The following is a 21,218-nucleotide window of genomic DNA, read 5'->3' as shown; positions in this document are numbered from 1 at the left end:
GTCTGTTCTGGGGCTGCGTCGCAGCCCATCGCCGGCAAGGCCGGCTCCCACAGAGAGATCTGATCCTACCGAAGTCCTGGCCTTGCCAGCGATGAGGCCGGCAAAGTCAGCGCCGTTTCCTGCTACCATTGCGCGCAAACGCACCGACCGCGACGAACTTTTTCCATGCCCGACTTTGATACTGCCCAGCCTGATCTGCCCGCCCTGCTCGCCGAGGTCCAGGCGCACTTTGACCAGCGCATCATGCCGCTGTGGCAAGGCCCGGGCTGGAATAAAGACATGGCCCTGCCCTTCGAAGCCCTCGACCCGCAGCAGCAACCCATGCCGGTGCAACGCTACCGGGCCATGGCCTGCGCGCGCCAGCTGTACCTGTTCAGCAGCCGTATCGAGCAACCCGGCGCCAGCGAACGTGCCGCTGCCCTGTTCCGTTCCTTGCAGCGGCACTTCCACGATGCCGAGTACGGCGGCTGGTTCTACAGCATCGACGCCCAGGGCAAGCCGCTGGACCGGCGCAAAGACCTCTACACCCATGCCTTCATCGTCTTTGCCTGCGCACATTACTGGGGCAAGGTTCGCGAGCAACTAGTCGAATCGACCCTCAATGCCGCGCTGGAAGTGGTAGCCAAGCAGTTCGCCCGTGATGACGGCCTGTACGAGGCGAGCCTTGGCGAAGACTGGTCGGACCTGGCCAGCGGCCCGCTGCAGAACCCGCTGATGCATCTGGCCGAAGCCTTCCTCGCCACCCTCTCGGTGCGTGACGACGAAGCCGTCGAGCAAGCGCTGCAAACCCTCGCAGCGGCCATGCAGACACACTTCATCGACCCCGAACACGGGGTGATGCTGGAAAAACCGCGCGGGGCTGTGGATAACTGGTTCGAACCGGGCCACCAGTTCGAATGGTTCTACTTGCTGGAGTCTTCGCCGCTGCTACGCGGTAGCGAGCTGCATGCCTCGCTCAGCCGCGCATTTGCCTATGCCGAACAGTGCGGTGTGAAGGACAGCGCAGTGCTGGCCATGCTCAGCACCGATGGCCAGGTGCGCGACGCCACCCAGCGCATCTGGGCCCAGGCCGAATACCTGCGCGCCCTGACCTTGCGCCCGGCCAGCGCCGCCACGGTGCTGGCCCAGCTCAAGGCGCTGCAACAGAACTTCCTGCATGCCGGTGGCTGGCATGAGTGCCGGGATGCCAATGGCAAGGTCAGCCGCTTCGATATGCCGTCGACTACGCCTTACCATCTGGCGACTTGCCTGGAAGGACTGCAGCGTCAGGTTTGACGCTGTCGTGGGTCAAGCCTTGCCTGAACGATCGATCGAGAACCCTGCCCACGCCTGGCTCACCGGCATCAGCTCGAGGCTGTTGATGTTGATGTGCGCCGGCTGGTTCATGATCCAGAAGATGGTCTCGGCGATATCCTGCGGCTGGATCGGCTCAGCCCCGGCATAAGTGGCGTCGTAACGCGCCTGGTCACCACCGAAACGTACCAGCGAGAACTCGCTCTCGCACAGGCCCGGCTCGATATTGCTCACTCGTACGCCAGTGCCCTGCAGGTCGCAGCGCAGGCTCAGCGAGAACTGCCCGACGAACGCCTTGGTGCCGCCATACACGTGGCTGCCCGGATACGGATAGTTCCCGGCCACCGAACCCACGTTGAGGATGGTCGCGCCACGGCCATGGGCGATCAGCCGCGGCAGCAGCAGGCGGGTGCTGTACATCAGGCCCTTGATGTTGGTGTCGACCATGGTTTCCCAGTCGTCCAGGTCGCACTTGGGCGCCGGGTCGGCACCCAGGGCCAGGCCTGCGTTGTTGATCAGCCCGCGCAACTTGGCGAACGCCGGCGGCAGGTTGTCGATGGCCGCCTCCATGGCCTTGCGATCACGCACATCGAGCACCAGGCCATGCACCTGGGTTTGTTGCGAGAGCTCGGCACACAGCGCTTCCAGGCGCTCCTGACGGCGACCGGTCAGCACCAGCGACCAGCCGGCTTGCGCAAAACGACGGGCGCAGGCTTCGCCGAAGCCGGAGGTTGCGCCAGTGATGAATACGGTTGAGGTCATGCAGGTCTCCTTGATGAGGCTGATCACAGGGGTTGCAGCATGCCCGCCGCCGCGTTTGGCAGCAAGCCATTCGCATTACTGTACAAAAAATAAACAATCCTGTGAAAGCCCCGTAATAGACGGCCTGGGGCAACCTTTGCTCATCTTATCCACAAGCCCTTCCACAAAATCCGGGGGCAACTTGAAAACCCTGCACGCCGCGTAAACCGGGCCTTGAGCAAGTATTTTCCTTGACCTTGGAGGCTGGCCTTGACCTCAGGGCGCAAGTGCGCGCCAAAGGCGCGGATTTCCATGATGGCTCCAGGCCTGTAACGACGCTGTCTACACCGATCTTTCCAAGGCTTGCCCACAGAGTTATCCACAGGCTTTCAGCACGCTTTAATCGCCATTTGGCTAAGGACAAAACACTTGACAAACACGGATGCAAACGCCGTAAAAAAACCTGATCAAAAAACAACCACAAGGCTGAAAGCCTTATAGATAAGGGCTTACAGAAAGCTGCACCCAAGTTACCCACAGTCGGTTCCACACCAATGGTGGACAACTGAAACGCGCTTGAAACTGGCCGCCGAAGCGACTTTCTGTCGCGGCCAAAACAATGTCTGCGCAATGTTTTCCACAAAACTGTGGACAAAAAAACGCCCCGTCAAACGGGGCGCTTTTTTGCTATTGATCAGTGACCACCCAGATACGCGTTGCGCACCTCCTCGTTGACCAACAGCTCCTGGCCTGTGCCGGTCATGCGGATATGACCGTTGACCATTACATAGGCGCGGTCCGAGAGCTTCAGCGCATGGTTGGCGTTCTGCTCCACTAGGAAGATGGTCATGCCGGTCTGCGCCAGCTCACGCAAGGTGGCGAAGATCTGCTTGACCACGATCGGCGCCAGGCCCAGCGATGGCTCATCGAGCAGCAGCAACTTGGGCCGGCTCATCAAAGCCCGGGCGATGGCGAGCATTTGCTGCTCGCCGCCGGACATGGTCATGGCGCGCTGGTTGCGCCGCTCCTTGAGCCGCGGGAACAGCTCGAACATGCGCTGCATGTCCTCGCTGGCGAACTTGTCGCCGATCGGGATGGTGCCCATCATCAGGTTTTCTTCCACCGACATGTCGGGGAACACCCGGCGCCCCTCCGGCGACTGGGCGATACCGTTGGAAGCGATGTAGTGCGATGACTTGTGGGTAATGTCGGTGCCACGGTAGATGATCTGCCCGGCCGCCGCCCGCGGCTGGCCGAAGATCGACATCAGCAGGGTTGACTTGCCGGCGCCGTTGGAGCCGATCAGGCTCACCGTTTCACCTTCATCAATGTGCAGCGAGACTTTCTTCAGGGCCTGGATCGGCCCGTAGAACACGTCGATCTCTTTCAGTTCGAGGATCGGTGTACTCATACCAGTTCCTCTTCATCGGCGCCCAGGTAGGCGGCAATCACCGTCGGGTTGTGACGGATGTCCTGTGGCGCGCCTTCGGCGATCACGTTGCCGTGGTCAAGCACCACGATATGGTCGGAAATGCTCATGACCATGCCCATGTCGTGCTCGATCAGCACCACGGTCAGGTCATGCTCGTCGCGCAGCACGCGAATCATCTTGCTCAGCGCTTCGGTTTCCTGCGGGTTGAGGCCGGCAGCCGGTTCGTCGAGGCAGATGATCTGCGGCCGCGTGCACATGGCCCGGGCAATTTCCAGGCGCCGCTGCTGCCCGTACGACAGCTCACCAGCCAGGCGGTTGGCGCAGTCGACCAGGTCAACCACTTCCAGCCAGTAGAAGGCATGATCGAGGGCATCGCTTTCGGCCTTGCGGTAGCCCTTGGTGTTGAGCACGCCGGCCAGCAGGTTGCGGTTGACCCACATGTGCTGGGCCACCAGCAGGTTCTCGACCACAGACATTTCCCGGAACAGGCGAATGTTCTGGAAGGTTCGCGCCAGCCCTGCGCGGTTGACCAGGTGAGTACCGCCAAACATCTTGTAGTGCAGGCGGTTGATGAAGCGCTTGGGCGAGACGAAATCGCCCAGCTGAAAGCGTTCGCCCAGCAGCTGGATGACATTGGTGCGGGTGCCGCGCAGGTTCAGTTCGATCTTGCCGCCACTGGCTTTGTAGAAGCCGGTCAGGCAGTTGAACACCGTGGTCTTGCCGGCACCGTTGGGGCCGATCAGGGCGAAGATCTGGTTGCGTCTGACCTTGAGGCTGACATCGCTGAGCGCCTTGATGCCGCCAAACTGCATCATCAGGTTTTCGACCGAGAGAATCACGTCATCGCTCATGGCGCCACTCCTTTACGCGGAACTACACCGGTACGGCTGATACGAATCAGGCCGCGCGGTCTCCAGATCATCATCAACACCATCAGCACGCCAAACAGCAGCACCCGGTACTCGGAAAAGCTGCGCAAAAGCTCCGGCGCCACGGTCAGCACGAACGCGGCAATCACCACGCCGACGGTCGAGCCCATGCCGCCGAGCACGACGATGGCGAGGATCAGCGCCGACTCGAAGAAGGTAAACGACGACGGGTTGACGAAGCCCTGGTAGCTGGCAAAGAACACCCCGGCAAGGCCGGCGGTGGAAGCACCGAGGGTGAAGGCCGAGAGCTTCACCAGCACATGGTTCAGGCCCATGGAGCGGCAGGCGATCTCGTCTTCGCGCAGCGCTTCCCAGGCGCGGCCGACCGGCATGCGGGTCAGCCGGTGCTTGATGTACAGCACCGCCAGCACCACCAGGAACAGCACGATGTAGATGAACAGGAATTTCACGTTGGGGTTGTAGGCGATGCCGAAGAACTCGTGGAACGGCACCCCGCCGTCCTTGGCCCGACGGCCGAACTCCAGGCCCATGAAGGTTGGCGACGGCACCGGCATGCCGTTGGGACCGCCGGTGAACGACAGCCAGTTGTTGAGCACCAGGCGGATGATTTCACCAAAGCCGAGGGTGACGATGGCCAGGTAGTCACCATGCATCCTCAGCACCGGGAAGCCCAATATGCACCCGGCCAGCGCCGCGGCGATTGCCGCCAGGGGCAACACGGTCCAGAAGCCCAGGCCCAGGTACTGGTAACCCAGGGCCAGGCCGTAGGCGCCGATGGCGTAGAAGGCCACGTACCCCAGGTCGAGCAGGCCGGCAAGACCCACCACGATGTTCAGGCCCAGGCCCAGCAGCACGTAGATCAGGCCGAGGATGACCACGGTCAGCAGGTACTTGTTGGCGAAGAACGGGAAGACGATGGCAATCACGATCAGTGCCGGAATGATCCAGCGCAGCCGCGACTTGTAGTCTGGCGCCAGCACGTGCACGCCGGATCCACTGCCCTCGAAGCCCTGGAGAATCGATTGGCCCTTGGGCGTCTGCAGGAACAGGCTGAGCAAAAAGCGCCCGACCATCACCCCGGCCACCAACCAGGCGACGCGGGTAGGTTCAAGGTTGAAGCTGTAGCCGTCGAGCACAACGCCGACAATGGGCCCGAAAACGATCAGGGAAATCAGCCCGGCGAGGATCGCATCGATCAGGCTGCGCTTGATATCGAATGTAGTTGTTTTGGCAGCAGACATACTTACACCTTCGCCACGAGTGGGCGACCCAGCAGGCCTTGGGGACGGAAGATCAGGATCAGCACCAGCAGCGAGAAACTGAACACGTCTTTGTAGTCGGAGTTGATCAGCCCGGAGAACAACGACTCGGAAATCCCGAGGATGATCCCGCCGAGCATGGCGCCCGGCAGCGAGCCAATGCCCCCGAGCACCGCAGCGGTGAAGGCCTTGATGCCGATGATGAAGCCGGCATAGAAGTCAAAGGTGCCGTAGTTCATGGTGATCAGTACGCCGGCCAGGGCCGCCATGACTGCACCGATGACAAACACATAGGAGATCACCCGGTCGGTGTTGATACCGAGGATCGAAGCCATCTTGCGATCCTGCTGGGTGGCCCGGCACATGCGCCCGAGCTTGGTGAACTTGATGATGTAGGTAAGCGCCGCCATACCGACGAAGGCCGCCACCAGGATGAAAATCTTGGTGTAGGTCAGTTGCACGAAACCGGTGCCCACTTCGACGCGCCAGGCGCCTTCGAGCAAAGTCGGTACGCCTTGCTGGCGTGCGCCCTGGCTGATCTGCGCGTAGTTCTGCAGGATCAGCGAGATGCCGATGGCGCTGATCAGCGGTGCCAGACGGGTGGAGTTGCGCAGGGGTTTATAGGCGATGCGTTCGATGGTCCAGCCGTAGACTCCGGTGACCACCACCGTGAAGATCAGCGTCCCGAGCATCAGCAAGGGGAAGGATTCGATACCGAAATACGCCAGCAATGCCAGGCTGATTGCCGCCAGGTAGGCGGAAATCATATACACCTCGCCGTGCGCGAAGTTGATCATGCCGATAATGCCATAGACCATTGTGTAGCCGATGGCGATCAGGCCATAGACAGACCCGAGGGTCAGCCCGTTGACCAGTTGCTGCAGGAAAATACCATCCATAACGCAATCTCACGTATTTGAGATTGCACAAGCGCCGACTACGGTGAGCCCCGGATGAAGCGGCCCTCGCAGCGCAGGGTTGTGCAGATCTACGAGAAAAGACAGGTACGGCGCAAAACCGGGTAGCGACCCGGGCTCAGGCCCGGGTCGCCTACCGTTGTTATTTTTGTTTTTCCAGTTGGTGGTACTTGCCGTCCTTGTCCCACTGGTAGACCACGTAGTCGGAGACCGTCAGGTCGCCCTTGCTGTCCCACTTCTTCTCGCCCATCACGGTTTGCACCGGGTTGGCCTTGAGCCACTTGGCAGCGTCTTCGCCCTTGTTCGACTTGGCGCCGTTGAAGGCTGCAGCCAGGGCCTGGACCGAAGCGTAGGCATACAGGGTGTAGCCTTCTGGCTCGGTGCCGGCTTTGCGGAACTCCTCGACCACCGCCTTGCTGTCGGGCAGCAGGCGCGGGTCGGCGCCGAAGGTCATGTACACGCCATCGACGTACTGTGGGCCACCAGCGGTGGAGACCAGTTCGTCGGTAACGATGCCGTCGTCGGACATGAACTTGATGTCTTTCAGGCCCGCTTCACGCAGCTGGCGAACCAGCGGGCCTGCTTCCGGGTGCAGGCCACCGAAGTAGACAACGTCGGCACCGGCACCGCGAATCTTGGTGACCACGGCGCTGAAGTCTTTCTCGCCACGGGTCAGGCCTTCGTACAGAACAGGTTTTACCCCGCGTTTTTCAAGCTGGGCCTTGGTGGCATCGGCCAGGCCCTGGCCGTAGGTGTCCTTGTCATGCAGGACCACGACCTTCTTGCCCTTGAGCACATCGACGATGTAGTCGCCGGCGACGATGCCCTGCTGGTCGTCACGCCCGCACATGCGGAACATGCCGGTCAGGCCGCGTTCGGTAACTGCCGGGTTGGTCGAACCCGGAGTAATGGCGATGACACCGGCCTCGTCGTACACCTCAGACGCCGGAATGGTGTTGGAGGAGCAGAAGTGCCCGACCACACCGACCACTTTGTCCTGGTCAACCAGGCGGTTGGCCACCGCTACGGCCTGCTTCGGCTCGCAGGCATCGTCGCCTTTGACCAGCTGGATTTTCTCGCCGTTGACGCCGCCTGCGGCGTTGATCTTGTCAGCCGCTGCCTGCGCACCTTTCATGTACTGCTCGCCAAACGCTGCGTTGGCACCGGTCATCGGGCCTGCTACGCCGATCTTGATGTCGGCCTGAACATACGAAGAAACGCCCAGCGCCGTAGCTACGGCGAGGGCCAGAAAGCCTTTCTTGTAAAACGTCTGCGACATGAGGTGGTGCTCCTGGAGTTTTTTTTGGTTGGCACTACAACTTTCAGCAATTGCTCTGAGCAAGGGCCGTGCCATTGGTTTTTTATTCTGGAAAAACTCGTCAACAAGTTGCCCGGCAAGGATTCGCGGCCTTTTTTTATTGGTCGTGCAACCGTCTGCCTCACGACAAGCGCCACCCGATCCGACGACAAAGAGCAACCGCGAAGTGCCATCATTGCAACCCTGGGTTGTGGTTACGTGCAACCAGCCTGTAACAGGATGCGTAACCGAACTGCACATACTTGGTGCGCGACTGCTACAGCGGGCACCATTACAGGCTAGCCGCTGACCGGCAAAAGCGCCGCTACCTGTAGCCTGCTACCGAATTACCCCGGCCCCGGCCTGCCCGCATGGCGGCAAACGCTGGCACAATGCGCAGGTCTGTGCGCCGTCACTGGCGGTGATGGCGCGCGCCCCCTTTGGAGCCCCCTATGAGCGAGAGTGCATTTGCCGATCGCATCGTGCAGAACCTGCTCGACACCGATTTCTACAAGCTGACCATGATGCAGGCCGTGCTGCACAACTACCCCAACGTCGATGTTGAATGGGAGTTCCGCTGCCGCAATGGTGAAGACCTGCGCCCTTATCTGGCGCAGATCCGCGAGCAGATCGAGCAGTTGTGCGAACTGAGCCTGGGTAATGGCCAGCTGGGCTTCCTCGAGCAGATCAGCTTCATGAAGCCGGACTTCTTGCGCTTTCTCGGGCTGTTCCGCTTCAACCTGCGCTACCTGCAACTGGGGGTCGAGAACGATCAGCTGTACCTGCGCCTGCGCGGCCCGTGGCTGCACGTGATCCTGTTTGAGGTGCCTTTGCTTGCGATCATCAGCGAAGTGCGCAACCGCCATCGCCATCCCCAGGCAAAACTGAGCGATGCCCGCGACCAGTTGTATCGCAAGTTCGACTGGCTCAAGGCCAATGCCAGCAGCGAGGAACTGGCCGAGCTGCAGGTGGCCGACTTCGGCACCCGCCGACGCTTCTCCTACAAGGTTCAGGAAGAAGTGGTACGGGTACTCAAGGAAGATTTCCCCGCGCGTTTCGTCGGCACCAGCAACGTGCACCTGGCACGGAAACTGGATATCAAGCCGCTGGGCACCATGGCCCACGAATGGATCATGGCCCACCAGCAACTGGGGCCGCGGCTGATCGACAGCCAGATCGCCGCACTCGATTGCTGGGTACGCGAGTACCGCGGGCTGCTGGGCATTGCCTTGACCGATTGCATCACCATGGATGCCTTTCTGACCGATTTCGACCTGTACTTCGCCAAGCTGTTCGACGGCCTGCGCCATGACTCGGGCGATCCGGTGCAGTGGGCGGAAAAGGCCATTGCCCACTACCGCAAGCTGGGGATCGATCCGATGACCAAGACCCTGGTGTTCTCCGACGGCCTGAACCTGACCAAGTCGCTGGAGATCTTCCGGGCCCTGCGCGGGCGCATCAATGTCAGCTTCGGCATCGGCACCAACCTCACCTGCGACCTGCCCGGGGTGGCGCCGATGAGCATCGTGCTTAAAATGACCGACTGTAACGGCCAGCCCGTCGCCAAGATTTCCGATGAGGCGGCCAAGACCCAATGCCGCGACGAAAACTTCGTCGCCTACCTGCGCCACGTCTTCAAAGTGTCCAAGGAGTAATTCATGCAAGCCGTCCAGCGAGAGATTGCGCAAGCGCTCAAGGTCCAGCCGCCGTTTGCCGACAGCGCCGCGCTCGAAGCCGAAGTGGCCCGGCGCGTGGCCTTTATCAAGACCTGCCTGCACAACGCACGGCTCAAGACCCTGGTGCTGGGCATCAGTGGTGGTGTTGACTCGCTGACCGCCGCGCTGATGGCGCAACGGGCGATCAATGAACTGCGCAGCGAGACGGGTGATAAGCAGTACTGCTTCATTGCCGTGCGCCTGCCCTATCAGGTGCAACACGACGAGCACGATGCCCAGGCCTGCCTGGAAGTGATCAAGGCCGACGAGGTGCACACCGTCGATATCGCCCCGGCCGTGCGTGCCCTGGCGACCGAGGTCAAGGCCCTGGAGAACGGCTCGCCGGCGATGGTCGATTTCGTCGTCGGCAATACCAAGGCGCGCATGCGCATGGTCGCCCAGTACACCATCGCCGGCGCCCGCCAGGGCCTGGTGATCGGCACCGACCATGCCGCTGAAGCGGTGATGGGCTTCTTTACCAAATTTGGTGATGGTTCCTGCGACCTGGCGCCGCTCAGTGGCTTGGTGAAAAACCAGGTACGGGCCATCGCGCGCAGCTTTGGCGCGCCGGAATCACTGGTGGAGAAGGTCCCGACTGCGGACCTGGAGGACCTGGCGCCAGGCAAGCCGGACGAAGCGTCCCACGGCGTGACCTACGCGCAGATCGATGCGTTCTTGCATGGCCAGCCGGTCAGCCAGGAAGCGTTCGACATCATCAGCGCCACCTACCGCAAGACCCAGCACAAACGCGAGATGCCGTTCGCGCCTTGAAGCGCTGCATGAATCGCCGGCCCCCACTGTAATCGGTGTGGGAGCCGGCGTTGCCGGCGATGGGCTGCAAAGCAGCCCCAAGGCAATTACTTCAGGGTAACAGTGCCTTTCATCATCGAGATGTGGCCAGGGAACGAGCAGAAGAAGCCGTACTTCTCGTCAGCTTTCAGCTTGGACACGTCGATGGTCAGCGAATCCTTCTCGCCAGCGCCAATGATCTTGGTGTGGGCAATCACGCGCTCGTCGCCATCTTTCAGGTAGCTCTTGTCGATGCCGGCAGCCAGGCCGTCGGTGGCGATCGGCTGCATGTCAGCTTCTTTGCTGATGACCAGGTTGTGGCCCATTACGTTCTTCGGCAACGAACCGGAGTGGGTCAGTTCGACAGTGAAGGTCTTGCAGCTCTTGTCGATTTCGATGGCCTTGGTGTTGAAGGACATCTGGTCGGTGGAGTCGATCGTCGCCTTGCACTCAGCGGCAAATACCTGAGTGCTGGCGAGGGTCAGCAAGGATACTGCGACAACTTTGGCAAACATCGTGAATCTCCATGGCAGGGGTTTTTTATCAGTTTGCAGACTGCCTGAAACCGCAAGGCCGGCCCATGATGTGGGTCAAGCGCTGGCTGAAGAGCCAGGCAGTGAATTTGTTCTATGGATTGTATACAGGAAATCTAAGTGCCCATCATGCACCTTTGAGGGAGGATGAGACAACCTCTCATTTAGGAGTAAACGATCATGTCCTTTGGTACTTTCCTCAATGGCCTACTGGCCGCCTATGCCTGCGGTGCTGCGGGCGCCTCATGCGAATTCGCCCGCCCGGAATAACCGCTGCGGGCTTGGAAGCGAGCGGTCAGCGCCTTACTCTGTGTGCGCCTGTAACCGGAGAGAAGCAATGCCCGTACGTTCCGTTTGTGTGTTCTGTGGCGCCAGCACCGGCGTCAACCCGGCCTATCGCGAGGCGGCCATCGCCCTCGGCCAGACCATCGCCGCGCGCGGCCTGACCCTGGTGTACGGTGGTGGCGCCGTGGGCCTGATGGGTATCGTTGCCGATGCGGCCATGGCCGCCGGTGGCGAAGTGATCGGGATCATCCCTGAAGCGCTGAAAAACGCCGAGATCGGCCATACCGGCCTGACCTGCCTGGAAGTGGTCGACGGCATGCACGCGCGCAAGGCACGCATGGCCGAACTGAGCGACGCCTTCATCGCCCTGCCGGGTGGTCTGGGCACCCTGGAAGAGCTGTTCGAAGTCTGGACCTGGGGCCAGTTGGGTTATCACGCCAAGCCCCTGGGCCTGCTCGACGTCAACGGCTTCTACAGCAAGCTGGGCAGCTTCCTTGACCATGTGGTGGAAGAAGGCTTCGTGCGCCCGCAACACCGCGCCATGCTGCAACTGGCCGACTCGCCGGCCGAGCTGCTCGACGCCATGGACAACTTCGAAGCACCGGTGCTGCCCAAGTGGGTCGACAAGAAGCCTGACTGACCCGGCCTCATCGCTGGCAAGCGAGCTCCCACAGGGGATTTGCTACCCTTGCGAACAGCGCAGATCCTGTGGGAGCGGGACTTGCCCGCGATCGAGCGCGAAGCGGTCGCAATCCAGGCGACATGGCCTCATCGCGGGGCAAGCCCGCTCCTACAAGGCAGTAGCCTCATCCAGCGGCATCACCGTGACCTGCACTTCCGGGTCATGGCTGCCGCCACCGAGGATCACCCCGCGCAGCGGCGACACATCGGAAAAGTCCCGGCCCCAGGCCAGGGTGATGTGCTCCAGCGCCGGGCGCAGGTTGTTGGTGGGGTCGAAATCGATCCAGCCCTGCCCCGGGCAAAACACTGAAATCCACGCATGCGAGGCATCGGCGCCGATCAGCCTTGGCTGGCCGGGTGGCGGCCGGGTCAGCAAGTAGCCGCTGACGTAACGCGCCGCCAGGCCGCGCGAGCGCAGGCAGGCGAGCATCAGGTGGGCAAAGTCCTGGCACACGCCGCGGCGGCGCTCCAGCACCTCCACCAGTGGCGTGGCGACCTGGGTAGCGTCGGCATCGAAGGTGAACTCGCTGAAGATCTTCTCCATCAACGCCTGCACGCCTTCCAGCACTGCCCGCCCGGGCTCGAAACACGATTCGCTGAAGGCCACAAAGCGCTGCTTGAGGCGCACATAAGGTGACTCGAAACGGTAGCGGCAGGCTTCCAGAAGCTCCGCCGCCACAGGCTGGCTGGCATAGGTCAGTGCCTCGCGCACCTGCTCCCAGGCCGGTGAGGCGGCGAAGTCCGGCGCCGCCCGTTCGAGCACTTCAACCTGCAGGCGCGCCACCACCCGCAACTGGTCATGCGGGCGCTCGAACGCCAGGCGGGTCAGCGGGTTGCCGAACACGTCCCATTCATCGCGCCGCTGGGTCGGCTGCGGGCTGACCTGCAGAGCCTGGGCGCTGCAGCGTTGCCAGGCGCAGGGCCGCGGCCACAGGTGCGCCAGCTGCTGGGCCAGGGAAACCGGGCTGTCATAGCGGTAATGGGTGTCGTGGATAATCTGGTAGCGCGCACTCATCACAGCGACACCGTCTGCTGGCTGACATCGTCAACGTGAGCGAAATGGCGCAGGGCCAGGCGCTCGGAAATCTCGCCACTGGCCAGGGCCACCCCTTGCAGCAGGTCGGCAAGCCCCGACAGCACCGCTTGTACGCTGGCACTGCCGAACAACGGGTCTTCCAGGCTGCGCAGGTCGAAATGACGCAACTGCTCGGCCAGTAACGCCAGGCCCGGGTCGCGAGGGCTGTCGAATTCCTCGTTCAAGCGCTGGTTGGCACGCACCAGCAACTTGAGCTGGAACAGCACGGCATGGGGATTCTGTTCATCGAGCAGGAGCAGATCGAGCACCGGGATCAACTGCGCGACCGCCAGATAACGCGAGCGGTAGGTGATGCTGCTGTTACCCAGCTCAAGCAACCATTCAAGCCCAGCCTGATCGTACACCGCCGGCCCGCGCAGAAACGCCGCCAGGCTGCTGCACAGTGACTGCAATCGCTCGATGCGCCGGCCGATCATCAGGAAGCGCCAGCCTTCGTCGCGGGTCATGTCGTCGAGGGCAAACCCCGACAGCGCTGCCAGCGACATCACCAGGCGGTTGAGAAAATCCACCCGCTCGCCGAAGTCCGCCTCGGCATCTTCCAGGCATTGCGCTTCCCGTTGCAGCTCGACCAGCGCCTGCCAGTTCTCCCGCGAGAGCTTGCCGCGCACCTGTGACGCCGCCCAGTGCAGACGCTGCAAATTGGCCCGCAGGCTGAAAGCCCAGTCACTATCGTCCAGCGCCGCGCGCAGGCGCTCGGGCAACTCGCCCTCCTCCGGCAGCAGCGACAATTCATCGGCCAGTTCCACCGCAGCCTGCAGGGCCAGCGGATCGTCACCGTCCAGGTAGCGGGTGAGGATGATCCGCAGCAAGCGCGCACTGGCATCGCAGCGCTCGCAGTAGCGCCCGAACCAGAACAGGTTCTCCACTACCCGCGACGGCAGGTAGGGGTCCTGGCGGATCAGCTCGGCCACGCCGATAGTGCGCTGGGCCCGCCATTGCTCGCCCGCTGGCGCCGCTTCGCCGAGCACCCAGGTGTCCTTGCTGGCGCCACCGCGCTGCATCGACACCACCTCGGCATCAGCTTGCGCGGCAACCCGGGTCAGGCCACCGGGCAGCACCCGATAGCCCTCGGCCGAGGCCACGGCGTACACCCGCATGCCGATGGCCCGCGGCTGCACCTGGCCCTTGTCGGCCTGCCACACCGGCGCCTGGGACAACTGCGCCAGCTCCTGGGCAACATAGGCGTAGGGCCGGGCCTGGATGCGCTCAGCCAGGGCCTGGCGCTGGGCCGGGTCGAGATCGCGACCGAACACCGGGCTGAAGCTCTGGGAGGGGAACGCCGGTTTGACCAACAGCGTCGGCAATTGCTCCAGCGCCCGCGCCATCACCGGCGGCTCACCGCACCACCAGGTGGCGATCGACGGCAGGCTTAGTTCTTCAGCAAACAAGCGCTGGTTGATCGCCGGCAAGAAGCCGAGCAGGCCCGGCGACTCAAGCACCCCGCTGCCCAGCGCATTGGCCACCAGTACCCGGCCCTGGCGCACGGCATCGAGCAAGCCGGGCACGCCCAGGGCCGAATCGGTGCGCAGCTCCAGCGGGTCACAAAAGTCATCGTCCAGGCGCCGCATGATTGCGTGCACCCGGCGCAGGCCGCTCAGGGTCTTGAGGTACACGGTGGCATCGCGCACGGTCAGGTCGCTGCCCTCGACCAGTGGATAACCCAGTTGCCGGGCCAGGTACAGGTGCTCGAAATAGCTCTCGTTGAAGCGCCCCGGGGTCAGCAGCACTACCAGCGGCGCGTCCTTGTCACTGGGCGCCAGGCGCGCCAGGGTCTGTTGCAGGGTGCGGAAGAAACCGGCCAGGTGCTGTACCTGCAAGTCACGGTACAGCTCGGGCAGCGCTCGCGAAACGATGGTGCGATTCTCCAGCGCGAAACCTGCGCCCGACGGCGCCTGGGTGCGGTCGGCGGTAACCCACCAGCGCCCGTCCGGGGCACGGGCCAGGTCCACCGCGTAGACATGCAGATAAGTGCCTTCAGGCGGCGCAATACCCTGGCAGGGCCAGAGAAAATTGTTGTGGCCGTAGACCAGCTCGGCCGGCAGCAAACCCTCGCTGATCAACTGCTGCGGCCCGTAGATATCGGCCAGTACCGCATTGAGCAAGCGCGCGCGCTGTTCAACACCAGCGGCCAGTTGCTGCCATTCGGCGGCAGGCAGCAAGTGCGGCAACAGGTCCAGCTCCCAGGGCCGGTCGGCGCCCTTGGGGTCGGCGTAAACGTTGTAGGTGACGCCGTTCTCGCGCAACTGGCGGGTCAGCGAGGCCTGGCGCTGGGCCAGTTGTGCCGGCCCGCTGCGCTGCAGGTAGGCGCACAACGGCTGCCAGTGCGGGCACACCGCGCCCTGGCTTTCGAGCATCTCGTGATAAGTCCCCGCACTCAGCGGGTAAGCATCCAACAGGTCAGGCATGGCAATGCTCGAAGGCCACAGATCAGTTCAGAGTAGCGCTCAGCCGCGGCGCAAATCCAGGGTAAAGGGTAGTTCCGGGTTCACCTGCGGCACCGGTATTGCCTGTACACCCGGGCTATGCCCGAGGCGGAAGAAGCGTGCCTGGCGCCGGCTCTGGGCTTCGTTGGCATTGACCGGCAGGGTTTCGTAGTTGCGCCCGCCCGGGTGCGCCACATGGTACTGGCAACCGCCCAGTGAACGGCCCATCCAGGTATCGAGCAGGTCGAACACCAGCGGTGCATGCACCGCGATGGTCGGCTGCAGGCAATTGGCCGGCTGCCAGGCGCGATAGCGCACCGCAGCAACGAATTCACCCACGCGCCCGGTTGCCTGCAAGGGTAGCGCCCGACCATTACAGGTCAGTTGATAACGCTCCGGCGCCATGCCGCTGACCTTGACCTGCAGACGTTCCAGCGACGAGTCGACATAACGTACGGTGGCACCCCCACTGCCCTCCTCGCCCAGTACATGCCAGGGCTCAAGGGCCTCGCGCAGTTCCAGCTCGATACCGTTGACGGCATAGTCGCCGACCTTGGGAAAGCGAAACTCCAGGTGCGCGGCGAACCACTCGGCACGCAGCGGGTAGCCTGCGGCGTTGAGCTCGACCAGCACATCGGCAAAGTCCTGCTCGATAAAGTGCCCCAGCATGAAGCGGTCATGCAGCTCGGTCCCCCAGCGGGCCAGGCGCTTGGGCGCATAGGGCTCACGCCAGAAACGCGCGACCAGGGCGCGCAGCAGCAGTTGCTGGACCAGGCTCATGCGCGCATGCGGCGGCATCTCGAAGGCGCGCAGTTCCAGCAACCCCAGGCGCCCGGCGGGGCCGTCCGGGGAGTAGAGCTTGTCGATGCAGAACTCGGCGCGGTGGGTATTGCCGGTGACATCGATCAGCAGGTTGCGCAGCAGCCGGTCGACCAGCCACGGCGGGCATTCCTCACCGGGTGCGGGCATCTGTGCGAAGGCGATTTCAAGCTCATACAGCGCATCGTTACGCGCTTCATCCACCCGTGGCGCCTGGGAAGTTGGACCAATGAACAGTCCGGAAAACAGGTAGGAAAGCGACGGGTGATTGTGCCAATAGCTGATCAGGCTACGCAGCAAGTCGGGCCGGCGCAGGAACGGCGAGTCGGCCGGGGTGGCGCCGCCGAGAACGAAATGGTTGCCGCCACCGGTGCCGGTGTGACGGCCGTCGACCATGAACTTTTCGCTGCTCAACCGCGTCAGGCGCGCCTGCTCGTAAAGGAACTCGGTGCGCTCCACCAGTTCGTCCCAACTGGCCGAAGGCTGTACGTTGACCTCGATGACACCGGGGTCGGGGGTGACCTTGAAGTTGGCCAGGCGCGGGTCGGCCGGCGGCTCGTAGCCTTCAAGGATGACCGGGCAATGCAGCTCGGCCGCGATGGCTTCGATCACCGCGACCAGCTCGAGGTAATCCTCCAAGCGAGACAGCGGTGGCATGAACAGGTACAGGCGCCCTTCTCGCGGCTCTGCACACAGCGCAGTACGGGTCAGCCAGTCGGCCGAGGCATCGACCTCGGGGGCTGCGTGCTCCTGCTCATCGACCGCCTGCCCGGCGCTGGCCTTGAGCAGCTGGTCACGATCAGGCAGATCGCCGAGCGCCTGGTTGGGATCGGTCGGATGCACGTAGGGATATTCCGCGGCCTTGACCCAGGGCTGCGCCGCCAGTGGCAAGCGATAGCCCAGCGGCGAGTCGCCAGGTACCAGGCGACAATGTTCATCACGCAGGTACCAGCGCCCGCTCTGCCAGCGTTGCTCGTCGGTGCTGCGGGCCAGCGGCAGCACCTGGCCGATGACCTTGTCCAGGCCCTGGGCGAACACCTTGCGCAGCCTTGCACGCTCCATCTCGTCGGCAAGGCGCGCATCGTCGGCGCGCACATTGGACGGCAGGCCGCCCTCGCGCCACAGGTAATAGAGCGAGTCTTCGTAGGCAGCGAAGACATAGCGCGGGGGCAGCTTTAGCCGCTCGGCAACGCTGGCCAGGAAGCGTGCGGCCAGGGCGCTGTCGGCGCCGAGGTCCTGGTGTTCGTCGGCGATCAACGCCGGATTGCTCCACAGCGGCACGCCATCGCGCCGCCAGAAGCAGTTGAGCGACCAGCGCGGCAGTTGCTCGCCCGGGTACCATTTGCCCTGGCCGAAGTGCACCAGGCCATTGGGCGCGTAATGCTTGTACAGGCGCTGGAACAGTTCACCGGCCAGGCGCCGTTTGTTCGCGCCCAGCGCTGCAGTGTTCCACTCGGCGCCGTCAGGGTCGTCGATGGCCACGAAGGTCGGTTCACCGCCCATGGTCAGGCGCACATCCGCCGCCTTAAGGTCGCTGTCCACCTGGCGCCCGAGGGCGACGATAGCCTGCCATTGCTCGTCGCTGTACGGGAGCGTCACCCGTGGCGACTCCCACAGGCGCTCGACACTCATTTCATGTGCGAAGGTGCATTCACAGGGCTCGACCAGGCCGCTGATTGGGGCCGCTGAAGTCGGATCGGGGCTACAAGCCAATGGGATATGCCCTTCACCGGCAAATAGCCCGGAGGTGGCATCCAGGCCGATCCAGCCGGCGCCGGGCAGGTACACCTCGCACCAGGCGTGCAGGTCGGTGAAGTCTTCTTCAGTACCGGTCGGGCCGTCGAGTGCCTTGATGTCGGCGGTCAGTTGAATCAGATAGCCGGAGACAAAGCGCGCCGCCAGGCCCAGGTGGCGCAGCAACTGCACCAGCAACCAGGCCGAATCGCGGCAGGAGCCAGAGCCCAGTCCCAGGGTCTGCTCCGGGGTTTGCACACCGGGTTCGAGGCGGATCAGATAGCTGATGTCCTCGCTCAAGCGCTGATTGAGCGCCACCAGGAAATCGACACTGGCCTTTGGCGTGCGCTCGATGCCGTCCAGGTAGGCGGCGAACTTCGGCGTCAGCGGCAGTTGTTCCAGGTAGGGCTGCAGTTCGTGGCGTTCGTCACGGCCATAACTGAAGGGAATCTGCTCGGCGTAGGGTTCGAGAAAGAAGTCGAACGGGTTGAACACCGCCATCTCGGCAACCAGGTCGACTTCCACGCGCAGGCTGTCGGTCTTTTCCGGGAACACCAGGCGCGCCAGGTAGTTGCCTTGTGGGTCCTGCTGCCAATTGATGAAATGCCCACCCGGCTGCACCTTCAGCCCGTAGGAGAGGATCCGCGTACGGCTGTGCGCGGCCGGGCGCAGGCGAACAATCTGCGGGCCCAGTTCAACTGCACGGTCGTAGCGGTACTCGGTGACATGGTGCAAGGCGACATGAATCGACACGGCGGGCCTCCTGCGAGCCTGGGCGGTAGTGGAACCGCGCAAGACTTGTGCCATGGGCCCAGGCCTGCGATTCCCTGCATGCAGCCGGTACAGTCGCACCAAAAGCGCACCGTAGCGAGGCCGCCGTGCAAGCCTTGCACAGATTTGAGGCTTTGCCAGCGACGCAAACAAAAACGCCAGCCCGAAGGCTGGCGTTTCAGTTAGCGCGGCAGAACCGGCTGGCGGGCGGGCTTTTTCTTGCCCTTGCCGCCCTTGGCGGCATCCTTGCGTGCCTTGGCCGCTTCCTGGTTGCGGGCAAACGCCGCCGCCTTGGCCTGTTCACGCTTGTCCCACGGCTTGGAGCCATCGCTGGCACGCGGCGGCAAGCCGCTGTGCTGGGTGAGGATCTTCTGCTCTTTGGCCACCTTGTGGCTGCCGGCCGGGGTCGAGTTCTTGCGCCGGGCACTCTGGTAGCTGTCGGTCGCCGGCTGGTGCAGCGGGATCAGCTGGTGCTTGCCCGGGCCGATCAGGTCGGCGCGGCCCATGCGCTCCAGGGCTTCGCGCAGCATCGGCCAGCCCTTTGGATCGTGATAGCGCAGGAACGCCTTGTGCAGGCGGCGCTGCTGCTCGCTCTTGACGATGGTCACCGGGTCGCTCTTGTAGGTGACCTTGCGCAGCGGGTTCTTGCCCGAGTGATACATGGCCGTGGCCGAGGCCATCGGCGACGGGTAGAACGCCTGCACCTGGTCGGCACGAAAGCCGTTGCCCTTGAGCCACAGGGCCAGGTTCATCATGTCTTCGTCGGTGGTGCCCGGGTGCGCGGCGATGAAGTACGGGATCAGGTACTGCTCTTTGCCCGCCTCTTTCGAGTACTTCTCGAACATGCGCTTGAAGCGGTCATAGCTACCGATGCCCGGCTTCATCATCTGGTTCAGCGGGCCTTCCTCGGTGTGCTCCGGGGCAATCTTCAGGTAGCCGCCGACGTGGTGGGTCACCAGCTCCTTGACGTACTCCGGCGACTCTACCGCCAGGTCGTAACGCAGGCCCGAGGCGATGAGGATCTTCTTCACCCCCGGCAGGTCACGGGCGCTGCGGTACAGCTTGATCAGCGCCGAGTGGTCGGTGTTCAAGTTCGGGCAGATGCCGGGGAACACGCACGACGGCTTGCGGCACGCCGATTCGATTTCAGGGCTCTTGCAGGCAATGCGGTACATGTTCGCGGTCGGGCCGCCGAGGTCGGAGATGACCCCGGTAAAGCCGGGCACCTTGTCGCGAATCTCTTCGATCTCGCGAATGATCGACTCGTGCGAACGGTTCTGGATGATGCGCCCTTCGTGCTCGGTGATCGAGCAGAAGGTACAGCCGCCGAAGCAGCCGCGCATGATGTTCACCGAGAAGCGGATCATGTCGTAGGCCGGGATTTTTTCCTTGCCGTAGGCCGGGTGCGGGATGCGCGCATAGGGCATGCCGAACACGTAGTCCATTTCTTCGGTGGTCATCGGAATGGGTGGCGGGTTGAACCACACGTCCACTTCGCCATGCTTCTGCACCAGGGCACGGGCGTTGCCCGGGTTGGTCTCCAGGTGCAGCACGCGGTTGGCGTGGGCATAGAGCACCGGGTCGTTGCGGACCTTCTCGAACGACGGCAGGCGGATGACCGTCTTGTCACGGGTCATGCGCGGGCTGGCGAGAATCTGCACAACCTTGGCTTCGTTGGGGTCTTCGACCTCGCCCTTTTCCTGCTCGATGGCGCAGGCCTGGGTGTCCTGGGTGTTGACGTACGGGTTGATGATCTTGTCGACCTTGCCCGGACGGTCGATACGGGTCGAGTCGACCTCATACCAGCCTTGCGGGGTATCACGGCGTACGAAGGCGGTGCCGCGAATGTCGGTGATGCTCTCGATCGACTCGCCGAACGACAGGCGCTGGGCCACTTCGACGATGGCCCGCTCGGCGTTGCCGTACAGCAGGATATCGGCGCAGGCATCGATCAGGATCGAATGACGGACTTTGTCCTGCCAGTAGTCGTAATGAGCGATGCGGCGCAGGGAGGCCTCAATGCCGCCGAGGACGATCGGCACGTGCTTGTAGGCTTCCTTGCAGCGCTGGCTGTATACCAGGCTGGCGCGATCAGGACGCTTGCCGGCCATGCCGCCCGGGGTATAGGCGTCGTCGGAGCGGATCTTCTTGTCGGCGGTGTAGCGGTTGATCATCGAGTCCATGTTACCGGCCGCGACGCCGAAGAACAGGTTCGGCTCGCCGAGCTTCATGAAGTCGTCTTTGGACTGCCAGTCCGGCTGGGCAATGATACCCACGCGAAAGCCCTGGGCTTCCAGCAGGCGGCCAATGATGGCCATGCCGAACGACGGATGGTCGACGTAGGCATCACCGGTCACGATGATGATGTCGCAGGAATCCCAGCCGAGCTGATCCATCTCCTCCCTGCTCATCGGCAGGAACGGTGCTGGCCCGAAGCATTCGGCCCAGTACTTGGGATAGTCGAAAAGTGGTTTGGCTGCTTGCATGTCAGTGACCGGTGGCTAATCGATGAAAAATCGCGGGCGCGGAATATAGCACAAAAA

The 21,218-nt window shown here is 62.9% G+C and carries 15 protein-coding genes; 4 read left to right on the top strand and 11 right to left on the bottom strand.

Features of this window, described 5'->3' with window-relative positions:
* The first annotated feature begins 165 nt into the window (after positions 1-165).
* Entirely contained in the window at positions 166-1,275 is a 1,110-nt protein-coding gene (locus ABIE20_RS21675; protein WP_429507221.1) for an AGE family epimerase/isomerase, read from the top strand.
* Positions 1,276-1,287: 12 nt separating this feature from the next.
* On the opposite strand, the gene ABIE20_RS21670 is transcribed toward ABIE20_RS21675, so the two are convergent.
* From ABIE20_RS21670 to ABIE20_RS21645, 6 genes are all read right to left on the bottom strand, one after another.
* Positions 1,288-2,055, bottom strand: a complete 768-nt coding sequence (locus ABIE20_RS21670; protein WP_429507220.1) for an SDR family oxidoreductase — start codon at positions 2,053-2,055, stop codon at positions 1,288-1,290.
* A 673-nt stretch (positions 2,056-2,728) separates the two neighbouring features.
* Positions 2,729-3,445, bottom strand: a complete 717-nt coding sequence (locus ABIE20_RS21665) for an ABC transporter ATP-binding protein (RefSeq protein ID WP_038997425.1) — start codon at positions 3,443-3,445, stop codon at positions 2,729-2,731.
* Positions 3,442-4,317 carry an ABC transporter ATP-binding protein gene (locus ABIE20_RS21660; protein ID WP_038997426.1) on the bottom strand — a complete coding sequence of 292 codons (876 nt, stop codon included), beginning with the start codon at positions 4,315-4,317 and terminating at the stop codon, positions 3,442-3,444. The genes ABIE20_RS21665 and ABIE20_RS21660 overlap by 4 nt, the downstream gene beginning before the upstream one ends.
* Positions 4,314-5,597 carry a high-affinity branched-chain amino acid ABC transporter permease LivM gene (livM, locus tag ABIE20_RS21655; protein ID WP_429507218.1) on the bottom strand — a complete coding sequence of 428 codons (1,284 nt, stop codon included), beginning with the start codon at positions 5,595-5,597 and terminating at the stop codon, positions 4,314-4,316. The genes ABIE20_RS21660 and livM overlap by 4 nt, the downstream gene beginning before the upstream one ends.
* 2 nt (positions 5,598-5,599) lie before the next feature.
* Positions 5,600-6,514, bottom strand: a complete 915-nt coding sequence (locus tag ABIE20_RS21650) for an ABC transporter permease subunit (RefSeq protein WP_010221625.1) — start codon at positions 6,512-6,514, stop codon at positions 5,600-5,602.
* Positions 6,515-6,674: 160 nt separating this feature from the next.
* Positions 6,675-7,811, bottom strand: coding sequence for a branched-chain amino acid ABC transporter substrate-binding protein (locus ABIE20_RS21645; RefSeq protein WP_429507216.1), 1,137 nt, complete (start codon positions 7,809-7,811; stop codon positions 6,675-6,677).
* 470 nt (positions 7,812-8,281) lie between these two features.
* On the opposite strand from ABIE20_RS21645, the gene pncB reads away from it, so the two are divergent.
* Positions 8,282-9,484: a nicotinate phosphoribosyltransferase gene (pncB, locus tag ABIE20_RS21640; RefSeq protein WP_429507215.1), complete on the top strand. Its 1,203-nt coding sequence runs from the start codon at positions 8,282-8,284 to the stop codon at positions 9,482-9,484.
* 3 nt (positions 9,485-9,487) lie between these two features.
* Positions 9,488-10,315 (top strand): ammonia-dependent NAD(+) synthetase, encoded by an 828-nt coding sequence (nadE, locus tag ABIE20_RS21635; RefSeq protein ID WP_429507214.1) that lies wholly within the window; start codon positions 9,488-9,490, stop codon positions 10,313-10,315.
* A gap of 86 nt (positions 10,316-10,401) precedes the next feature.
* Here nadE and azu read toward each other — a convergent pair whose 3' ends face one another.
* Entirely contained in the window at positions 10,402-10,848 is a 447-nt protein-coding gene (azu, locus tag ABIE20_RS21630) for an azurin (RefSeq protein WP_429507213.1), read from the bottom strand.
* Positions 10,849-11,203: 355 nt separating this feature from the next.
* Here azu and ABIE20_RS21625 point away from each other — a divergent pair, with 355 nt between their 5' ends.
* The gene (locus tag ABIE20_RS21625; protein ID WP_429507211.1) at positions 11,204-11,791 is read left to right on the top strand and encodes a TIGR00730 family Rossman fold protein; all 588 of its coding nucleotides are present in this window, start codon (positions 11,204-11,206) and stop codon (positions 11,789-11,791) included.
* 150 nt (positions 11,792-11,941) lie between these two features.
* Here ABIE20_RS21625 and ABIE20_RS21620 read toward each other — a convergent pair whose 3' ends face one another.
* The 4 genes from ABIE20_RS21620 to ABIE20_RS21605 form a co-directional block, all read right to left on the bottom strand.
* Positions 11,942-12,847, bottom strand: a complete 906-nt coding sequence (locus tag ABIE20_RS21620; RefSeq protein WP_429507210.1) for a transglutaminase family protein — start codon at positions 12,845-12,847, stop codon at positions 11,942-11,944.
* Positions 12,847-15,333: a circularly permuted type 2 ATP-grasp protein gene (locus ABIE20_RS21615; RefSeq protein WP_429507208.1), complete on the bottom strand. Its 2,487-nt coding sequence runs from the start codon at positions 15,331-15,333 to the stop codon at positions 12,847-12,849. Before ABIE20_RS21615 ends, ABIE20_RS21620 begins: the two co-directional genes overlap by 1 nt.
* 39 nt (positions 15,334-15,372) lie before the next feature.
* On the bottom strand, positions 15,373-18,657 hold the full coding sequence (locus ABIE20_RS21610; RefSeq protein ID WP_429507206.1) for a DUF2126 domain-containing protein: 3,285 nt from the start codon (positions 18,655-18,657) through the stop codon (positions 15,373-15,375).
* Positions 18,658-18,857: 200 nt separating this feature from the next.
* The gene (locus tag ABIE20_RS21605) at positions 18,858-21,161 is read right to left on the bottom strand and encodes a YgiQ family radical SAM protein (RefSeq protein ID WP_429507205.1); all 2,304 of its coding nucleotides are present in this window, start codon (positions 21,159-21,161) and stop codon (positions 18,858-18,860) included.
* Positions 21,162-21,218: the final 57 nt, after the last annotated feature.

It is taken from the genome of Pseudomonas sp. 2835 (assembly GCF_050435905.1).
In the GTDB taxonomy this organism is placed as follows: domain Bacteria; phylum Pseudomonadota; class Gammaproteobacteria; order Pseudomonadales; family Pseudomonadaceae; genus Aquipseudomonas.
This window is presented reverse-complemented; position numbering and strand designations above follow the sequence as displayed.